At 74.3% G+C, this 5399-nt stretch carries 4 protein-coding genes and 1 pseudogene; 3 read left to right on the top strand and 2 right to left on the bottom strand.

What is annotated here, in order from left to right:
- Together purL and Q0116_RS09825 are read right to left on the bottom strand one after the other, a co-directional pair.
- Positions 1-2063: phosphoribosylformylglycinamidine synthase subunit PurL (purL, locus tag Q0116_RS09830; protein WP_297887471.1), on the bottom strand; the 2063-nt coding region annotated here is incomplete at its 3' end.
- 371 nt (positions 2064-2434) lie between these two features.
- The gene (locus tag Q0116_RS09825) at positions 2435-2812 is read right to left on the bottom strand and encodes a hypothetical protein (RefSeq protein WP_297887468.1); all 378 of its coding nucleotides are present in this window, start codon (positions 2810-2812) and stop codon (positions 2435-2437) included.
- Between the two features lie 187 nt (positions 2813-2999).
- Between Q0116_RS09825 and Q0116_RS09820 the strand changes: the two genes are divergently transcribed.
- From Q0116_RS09820 to Q0116_RS09810, 3 genes and pseudogenes are all read left to right on the top strand, one after another.
- Complete coding sequence (locus Q0116_RS09820) at positions 3000-4049, top strand: MBL fold metallo-hydrolase (RefSeq protein WP_297887465.1); 1050 nt, start codon at positions 3000-3002, stop codon at positions 4047-4049.
- Positions 4050-4182: 133 nt separating this feature from the next.
- Positions 4183-5133 carry a DUF4129 domain-containing protein gene (locus Q0116_RS09815; RefSeq protein ID WP_297887462.1) on the top strand — a complete coding sequence of 317 codons (951 nt, stop codon included), beginning with the start codon at positions 4183-4185 and terminating at the stop codon, positions 5131-5133.
- Positions 5134-5191: 58 nt separating this feature from the next.
- Positions 5192-5399 (top strand): annotated as a pseudogene (locus Q0116_RS09810) (hypothetical protein); the annotation flags it as partial.

Genomic DNA, 5399 nt, shown 5'->3' with positions numbered 1-5399 from the left:
GTCTCGTCGAAGGCCGCGACGCGGTCGGGGAGCGTCGCGTCGACGCCGGCGTCGTCGGTCACGATCTCGGCGAGCGCGACCGCGAGCCCACCCTCGCTCACGTCGTGGGCCGCGAGCGTCGACTCGTGTCGCGCGGCCGCCGCGAGCGACGCGACGAGGCCGCCGAGGTCGTCCGCGCCGCCGGACTCGTCCGGCAGGGTCGGGAACCGGTCGCTGCCGCCGGCGTGCGCGAGGTACTCCGAGCCGCCGAGCGCGTCGCCCCCGGACCCGACCAGCAGGAGCTCGGAGTCGGCCGCGCGGTCGGCGTCGAGCGCGGCGGGCGGGGCGTCGTACCCGCGCGTCGTGCCCAGCACCGCGAGCGTCGGCGTCGGGGGGATCGGCCCCTCGACGCTGTCGTTGTACAGCGAGACGTTGCCGCCGACGACGGGCGTGTCGAGCGCGGCGCAGGCGTCCGCGAGCCCGTCGACGATCCCCTCGAACGCGCCGTACACGTCCGGCTTCTCCGGGTTGCCGCCGTTGAGGCAGTCGACCGCGGCGAGCGGGACCGCGCCGGTCGCCGCGAGGTTCGTCGCGTTCTCCAGCGCCACCGCCCGCGCGCCCTCGTACGGGGCGGCCGCGGTCCACTTCGGGTTCGCGCCCGAGGAGAGCGCGAGGCCGACGCCGTCGGCGGCCCCGTCGCTCGCTCCGTCCGCTCCGCCAGCCGCCTCCGTCTCCCGGATCGCGAGCAGCGCGGCGTCGTCGCCGGGCTTCAGGGCCGTGCGCGTCCCGACCTCGTGGTCGTACTGGCGGTACACCCAGCGCTTGCTCGCGGTGGAGGGGGCCGCGAGGACGGCCGCGACCGCCTCGTCGAGCGGCGGCTCGTCCGCGGGGAGGTCGCGGGCGGGCTCGCTCGGGGACTCGCTCGGGAGGTCGTTCATCGGCGCGCCGTCGGCGAGGAACTCGGCCTCGGCGTCGACGACGACCTCGGCGTCGCCGTCCGCGTCGCCCGCGAACTCGCAGACGTAGTTCCCGTCGGTCACCTCGCCGATGACCGAGCAGCCGAGGTCGAACCGCTCGGCGAGGGCGGCGACGCGGTCGACGTCGTCGGGCGCGACCTCGTAGCACATCCGCTCCTGGCTCTCGGCGAGCAGGATCTCCGTGGCGTTCATGTTCGGCTCGCGCTGGTGGACGGCGTCGAGGTCGATCCGCGCGCCGAGCCCGCCCTTCGCGACGAGCTCGGAGGAGGCGCCGCCGAGGCCGGCCGCGCCGAGGTCGCGGGCCGAGCGGACGAGGTCCTCGTCGACCAGCGCCTCGTTACACTCGATCAGGCGCTTCTCGGCGTACGGGTCGCCCACCTGGACCGCCGGCCGGTCCTCCGTCTCGGCGTCCTCGGCGAGGTCCTCGCTCGCGAAGGAGGCGCCGCCGAGCCCGTCGCGACCGGTGCCGTTCCCGACGAGCACCAGCTTGTTGCCCGGCTCCTGCGCGGTCGCCGTGACGAGGCGGTCCTCGTTCGTGAGGCCGACGCAGGCGACGTTGACGAGGGGGTTCCCCTCGTAGCCGCCGTGGAAGGCGACGCTGCCGCCGACCGTGGGGACGCCGATACAGTTGCCGTAGTGGGAGATGCCCTCGACGACGCCCTCGAAGAGGTACCGGGAGCGCTCGCGGTCGAAGCCGCCGAAGTACAGCGAGTCGAGGAGCCCGATCGGGTACGCGCCCATGCTCATCGTGTCGCGGACGATGCCGCCGACGCCCGTCGCCGCGCCGTCGAACGGGTCGACGAAGGAGGGGTGGTTGTGGCTCTCGACGCCGAAGGTGACGTAGGTGTCGCCGTAGTCGTCGGCGTCGCGCTCGGCCGCGGGGTCGTCGGCCGCGTCCGGCTCGGGCAGCGCGAGGACCGCGGCGTCGTCGCCGGGGCCGACCACGACCTGGTCGCCCTCGCTGTCGAACGCCGACAGCAGGGGTCGCGAGGAGCGGTACGCGCAGTGCTCGCTCCAGAGGTTCTCGAACAGCGCGGCCTCGGCCGCCGTCGGCTCGCGGCCGAGCTCCGCGGTCACGAGCTCGTGGTCCGCATCGGACAGACTCATTCACTTACGTGGTCACCGAGGCGGTTCTAATGCTTTTCTATACGCACGTTCGTGGTTATCACCGGCGACCGCGACGGCAGATGCGACACGACGCTCGTGCGGTGGCGCGTGCCTGTGAGCGGCCGGAGCGAAGCGGCGGCCGCGAGAGGCACGCGCGAGGGACGCGGTGAGCGCTCGGAGAGCGCGAACCGCGAGGCTGGGGAGGTGTGAGGCGCGGTGCGGGGTGGGGCTCGAGTGGGCAGTCGCGAGGCGGCGTTCGCCTTCGATCTGCCCCCGAGCGGTAACGAACGAGCGACTGGGGCTTTACCGATGTTCGGCGCAGGCCCGTGGTCGGCTATCTATCAGTAGTCGACAGGCACTCCGACTGGTGCTTACAAGAGGAAAGCCACGCCGGCGTAGACGGCGACCGTCCCGGCCGCGCCGATGGCCATCGCCTTCGCGTTGAGCTTGACCGCCTTCTTGCGGTCGGCGGCGAGCGCCGCCTCGTTCTGGATCTCGCTCGTCCCGCCGCCGACGTCGAAGACGCCCATGCCGGCGAACCCGATACAGAAGCGCTCGCGGTACTGTAACCCGCCCATCGCGGCGCCGTACAGCGGGAACACCGTGAGGATGAGCGACCACTGCGGCCACGCGAGCGAGACGACCGCCGCCACGAACGCGGCGGCGAGCGCGAGCGACCCGACGCCGAGGAGGAGCCGCCGTCGCTGTTGGGTCGGTCCGATGTTACACACGCCCGGTTGATACTCCATGTGTCCGGCACGGGCGGCAGAAGCAAAGCCCCAACGGATCGCGGTCGGCGACCGCGGCCGGGCGGAACGGGGCGAGCGATTCCGGGGCACGCTCCGCGTTCACTGTCGGCGGTCCCCGAGCGACGGCGCCCGGGGCGGGGGCGGGCGCGGTGGAAACGGTGAAATGCCCGGCAGCCGTCGTTGCCCTGTGAAACGGATCCAGCTCGGCAACACCGTCTTCGAGGGCGCAAACGACGTGTACCTGCTCGACGGCGAGACGACGGCGCTCGTCGACACCGGCGTCTCGCTCCCCCAGGTCCGCGAGGAGTTGGCGGACGGCCTCGCCGACTACGGGCGCTCGTTCGCCGACGTCGACGCGGTCGTGCTCACCCACTGGCACCCTGACCACGCGGGGCTCGCCGGCGAGGTCCAGGCCGAGGGCGGTGCCGACGTGTACGTCCACGAGGCCGACGCCGGCCTCGTCGACGGGACGGAGACGCCGCTGTTCGCCGACCGCGACCTCCAGCGCGAGACGTTCGAGCGCTGGGGGATGCCCGCCGCCGACCAAGAGCGGCTGATCGACTTCTTCGACGCGGTCAGCACGGGGCTCTCCGGGGACCCGGCCGACGTGACGGCGTTCGCGGACGGCGACGCCATTGAGGCCGGCGGCGTCGCGCTCGAAGCCCTCCACCTGCCGGGCCACACCGCCGGGCTCTCCGGCTTCGCGTTCGACCCGCGGACGGTGCCGGACCACGACCCCGTCGCCGGGGACGACGCGACCGAGGAAGTGTTCACGGGCGACGCGCTGCTCCCGAAGTACACCCCCAACGTCGGCGGCGCGGACGTGCGCGTCGAGGGCGCGCTCGCGGCGTACGCCGAGAGCCTCGCGCGGATCGTCGCGCGCGACTTCGACGCCGCGCACCCGGGACACCGCCAGCGGATCGACGAGCCGAGCCGCCGGGCGGCGGCGATCCTCGACCACCACCGCCACCGCACGCGCCGGGTGATCGAGGTCCTCGACGAGTCCGGGCCCGCGACCGCGTGGGAGGTGTCGGCCGCGCTGTTCGGCTCGCTTGAGGACATCCACGTGCTCCACGGCCCCGGCGAAGCGTTCTCGCACCTCGACCACCTCGCCGACGCCGGCGTCGTCGAGCCCGACGGGACCGCGTACCGCCTCGTCGACCCGGACCCCGACGTCGACGCCCTGTTCCCGACCACGCCGCTCGACGGCGTCGTCGACGGGAGCGAGGACGCGTAAGCCGAGTCCCGGGGCCCGGACGCGAGGGGGCCGACCCCGGGGGCCCGGACTGACGCGCCTCGGCGCGCCCCGAAGCGCCCCGACGGACCGCCGTCGCCGAAAGCTATTCCCGGCGGCCGCCGTATTCGGGGACGTGAAGCGGGACGCCCTCGTCGCGGTCGCCGTCGCCATCCTCGCCCTCCTCGCGCTCGGCGTCGCGTCCGCGACGCTGGACTCCGCGGTCGACACGGGCAGCGGCGGGTTCGGCGGCGGATCGGGCGGCCAGCCGAGCGTCGGCGAGGGCGACGACGATCCCGGAGTCCTCACGTCGTCGGGCGAGGCGGGCCAGTTCGGCACGTCGGACGTCTGTCTCGCGTTCCTCAGGGAACCGCCCGCGGTGCTCGCGTTCCTCATCGGACTGACGCTGCTCGCCGGGATAGCCTATCGCGACACGGGATCGCTGTTCGCGGGCGTCACCGTCGCCGGCGTCATGGGCGCGCCGATCGGGATCCTCTTCTGGATACTGTCGGCGTGCCGGTCGGGGTCGATGACGGGGAGCGTCTCCATCGGCCTCGGCGTCGGCGGCAACGAGACGGGACTGTTACCGGCCGGCGCGGCCGGCGGCGGGCTCGGGGGCGGCGAGGGGGCGGCGTCGGCGCCGCAGATCCTCTTCGCGGTCGTCGTCGTCGCCGCGGTGATCGCGAGCGTCGCCGCGCTGCTCCTCGCCGGCGGCGACGACGAGGCCGACCGCGGCGAGGGCGACCGGACCGACGAGCCGGCCGAGGAGCCGCCGGACCTCGCCGCTGTCGGGCGGACGGCGGGCGAGGCCGCGGACCGGATCGAGTCGTCGGACGCGGACAACGAGGTGTACCGCGCGTGGCGGGACATGACCGACGTCCTCGACGTCGACCGGCCGGCGTCGTCGACGCCGGCGGAGTTCGCGACCGCGGCGGTCGACGCCGGGGTCGCCGAGGAGCCGGTGACCGCGCTCACCGAGGTGTTCGAGCGCGTGCGCTACGGCGGCGAGGACGCGACCGACGACCGCGAGCGCCGCGCCGTCGAGGCGCTGCGCCGGATCGAGGAGCGCCACGGGGGCGACTCGTGAGCCGCGACCACGTCGAAGACGAGGAGGCGGGCGCGGCGCTCGACGGGGGTGACCGGTAGTGCGACCGGTCGCGATCGCGGGGGTAGCGGCGGTCGCCGTCGGCCTCCTCGCGGCGCTCGACCGCGGGATCGCGGCCGCCATCTCGCCCACGTCGGCCGTCGTCACGCTGCTCGGCGTCCTCGGTCTGGTCCAGGGAGTCCGATACGCGAACGCGCGCCGCGACCGGCGGCGGCTGCTGACCGAGCCCGGCGAGCCGGAGCGGCGCG

Source organism: uncultured Halorubrum sp., from assembly GCF_937146585.1.
In the GTDB taxonomy this organism is placed as follows: domain Archaea; phylum Halobacteriota; class Halobacteria; order Halobacteriales; family Haloferacaceae; genus Halorubrum; species Halorubrum miltondacostae.
This window is presented reverse-complemented; position numbering and strand designations above follow the sequence as displayed.